The sequence below is a fragment of the Dictyobacter arantiisoli genome (assembly GCF_008326305.1).
GTDB classification, from domain to species: domain Bacteria; phylum Chloroflexota; class Ktedonobacteria; order Ktedonobacterales; family Ktedonobacteraceae; genus Dictyobacter; species Dictyobacter arantiisoli.
In genome coordinates this window covers 1-2,585 of the sequence record NZ_BIXY01000200.1, presented here as the reverse complement: position 1 = coordinate 2,585, position 2,585 = coordinate 1, and the positions used below count along the sequence as shown (strand labels likewise).

4 protein-coding genes are annotated in these 2,585 nt (G+C 48.2%); 3 read left to right on the top strand and 1 reads right to left on the bottom strand.

Features of this window, described 5'->3' with window-relative positions; all coding sequences use genetic code 11:
- The first annotated feature begins 323 nt into the window (after positions 1-323).
- Positions 324-839 (top strand): YqhA family protein, encoded by a 516-nt coding sequence (locus F1593_RS27740; protein WP_149404790.1) that lies wholly within the window; start codon positions 324-326, stop codon positions 837-839.
- Positions 840-899: 60 nt separating this feature from the next.
- Positions 900-1,274 (top strand): hypothetical protein, encoded by a 375-nt coding sequence (locus tag F1593_RS27735; protein WP_149404789.1) that lies wholly within the window; start codon positions 900-902, stop codon positions 1,272-1,274.
- Positions 1,275-1,325: 51 nt separating this feature from the next.
- Here the strand turns inward: F1593_RS27735 and F1593_RS27730 are convergent, their stop codons facing one another.
- The gene (locus F1593_RS27730) at positions 1,326-2,045 is read right to left on the bottom strand and encodes a B3/B4 domain-containing protein (RefSeq protein ID WP_172632521.1); all 720 of its coding nucleotides are present in this window, start codon (positions 2,043-2,045) and stop codon (positions 1,326-1,328) included.
- Between the two features lie 189 nt (positions 2,046-2,234).
- Between F1593_RS27730 and F1593_RS30095 the strand changes: the two genes are divergently transcribed.
- Positions 2,235-2,519: a GntR family transcriptional regulator gene (locus F1593_RS30095; protein WP_149404787.1), complete on the top strand. Its 285-nt coding sequence runs from the start codon at positions 2,235-2,237 to the stop codon at positions 2,517-2,519.
- The last annotated feature ends 66 nt before the right edge of the window (positions 2,520-2,585 follow it).

The following is a 2,585-nucleotide window of genomic DNA, read 5'->3' as shown; positions in this document are numbered from 1 at the left end:
CGGGCGGTGTGTCGTGTATCAGCCAGCAATGCTGTCCCATAGTTCAGGACGGCCCACTGTTCAGCGGTTTGTATGCGCTCTTGCTCCATTTTTTCTTCTCTCTCTCTCTTTTCTTCATTTTTCCTTTCTTCTATTCTATCATTTCTTCACTCCAAAAATGTGGGTAACAGACAGGGTCGCAACCGAGGTGCGCTTTCCCGTTCCTCGTACGACCAGCTCTCCCCAACTAATGGCGATATTGCCCTTCAAGACGAATACCTATTTGATCCAGGCTCTAAGATGAACGTAGGCATAGTATATCCTTATAAAGAGAGGGAAGCTGTATGTTTACGCGTATCGTACTCGGCACCCGCTATATCATTCTTCTGCCTGTTATTGGCTCGTTGATTCTCTCAATCATTACGCTCATCTATGGTGTCCTGGCAGGAGTAGTATTCGCCTTGCATGAATTTACTCACGTTGATTTGACTGCGAGCGGGAGCAAGTTTCTCGCGGTTGAGGATATTCAACTGATAGATATTTTCCTCCTGGGTACGGTACTATACATTATCGCGTTGGGGCTCTATGATCTTTTTATAGATGCGCATCTGGCGCTTCCCTCATGGTTAGTATTACGATCGTTTGAAGATCTTAAGAGCAAACTGATTGGGATCATCATTGTTTTACTGGCTGTTACCTTCCTGGCGGCAGTTGTCAACTGGAATGGTAAGACCGATATCTTCTCTCTGGGCATAGGCACAAGCCTGGCGCTCCTGGCCCTGAGCGTCGTCAACTGGCAGACCAGGAAGAGGCAGAACTCAACTGACGACTCGTCTAAGCCTGAAGACAATGGTGCATAATAAGAAGAAAGTTTATGGGCATGGCATTATCATGTATCTTCAAGAGAGGTCAAAAGAGCAATGACAAAACTGGCAAATCTTGCAGGGGTTGCTCATAATATCACGCATCATTCCGCAAGTGGTCTGAGCTTTATTTCGCCACATTTAGCTCAAGCTCTTCGAGCGGCTGGAGAAGAAACAACAGCCATTGAATTGCTTACCGAGAATCCTTATCCTCCAAAGATTGCAGAGTTGCAACCACTCCGATTGTCTCTCACATCACTTAAAATAACAGTCCAAGAGTTACTTCAAAAACACGGTTTCAACCAGAATGACGTCGTATCGATTATATTGCATGCAACTCCTGCACCCTGGGATAGAGAGGGCTATATGTTACATACAAGAGCAGTTATCACTGCCAAAAATGGTCGCATTTATGACTCTGGTTGGTTGTGACAGAATGCTCTGATTGGAATCTGTCAAAAAAGTTCATAAACTGCCCATTCCTCAATCTCCGAAGGGGCTTATCAACGCTGGATGGTGTACGTCCAGGATGGCCGAGGTAGTGGTTCCCCCTGCGTATTCTTTCAGCAAAGCAAGCAGGTCATCCAACGCAGCTTCGACATCATGGCGGTTGGTAGCATGGTGTCCTTCAACTGTAATCAGGCACTCCCGCGTTTGTTCGACTGCCGCGCTTGCTTCGCTTTGTCGCCAGCACCAGCGGCGTGCGATCACCAGTCCGGTTTCGTCGGAGAACACCACCTCGCCTGGCTCAGGATGATCCTCATCGCTGGTGCCCAACTCACTGTAGCGTTCTAATCCATCGGCAAAATGTACCGTTACTGTCCCATGCAATGCATGTCTCTCAAATACCGCTACAGGCAATCCATAACGGATGCTCACGAGATTGCCGAGATCGACCAGCAGATTGATGCTCGGAATATTGCCTTTTTTGGTCAAGCGACGCAAAAGGGCTTCAGAGGCGCTACGGTATTGGGTCGGGTCAACCCCAAAACCACGAAAAGCACGCCGCCAGGCCGCCAAAGACTCGATCTGACTCAGGGGGGTGTCGCCAATGCGTTGCAGGACACGCTGCTGTTCAGTCTGGTAGAGCGCCTGTAAACCTGCCGGGGTTGGACCATTTGTCACATTTTGAGCCAGGATAGTTCCGCCAACGATCTGTGGATATCGTGTCAGGATGTCCGGGTGATATTGAAAAATATGCATTTTAGCTCCATCGCAAGGTATATTTAGAAACATTCCTTTTGGCACGTTATTGGAGGATGACACGGAAAATGTCCTTCAATCCTTTTCATCTTTCCAGGGCGTATAATACCATGCAAGGACTGGTCTGGTGTAGAGCCAGTTCTATTGATTTGTGATGGTACCACTTTGGAGAAAAGGTAAGCAGACGCTATGTTCTGGATTCCGATTGAACGATCTTCAAGCAAATCTCTCATTCGGCAGATATATGAATACATCAGTACTCAAATCCTCTGCGGCACACTGCAAGGAGGGACGAGACTCCCATCGACGCGTGAGTTGGCAGAGAACTTGCATATTTCGCGCAATGTGGTGCTGGAAGCATATGACCAGTTGCTGGCAGAAGGCTATATTGAAAGCCGCGCCGGGTCTGGCTCCTATGAACTTATCCGAAAACCTACAAGGAGGAAACGCGATCACATTGTTGAAAGCAAATGAGCGCACAAGCCAAGCACAACAAGGTCTGATAGGAACGCGGGCGCTTCTCCCAGCGGATCAGCAGAC

Excerpts from the sequence above, each read along its gene's own strand:
- F1593_RS27740 (WP_149404790.1), top strand. The coding sequence starts at position 324 with ATGTTTACGCGTATCGTACTCGGCACCCGCTATATCATTCTTCTGCCT.
- F1593_RS27735 (WP_149404789.1), top strand. The coding sequence starts at position 900 with ATGACAAAACTGGCAAATCTTGCAGGGGTTGCTCATAATATCACGCAT.
- F1593_RS27730 (WP_172632521.1), bottom strand. The coding sequence starts at position 2,045 with ATGCATATTTTTCAATATCACCCGGACATCCTGACACGATATCCACAG.
- F1593_RS30095 (WP_149404787.1), top strand. The coding sequence starts at position 2,235 with ATGTTCTGGATTCCGATTGAACGATCTTCAAGCAAATCTCTCATTCGG.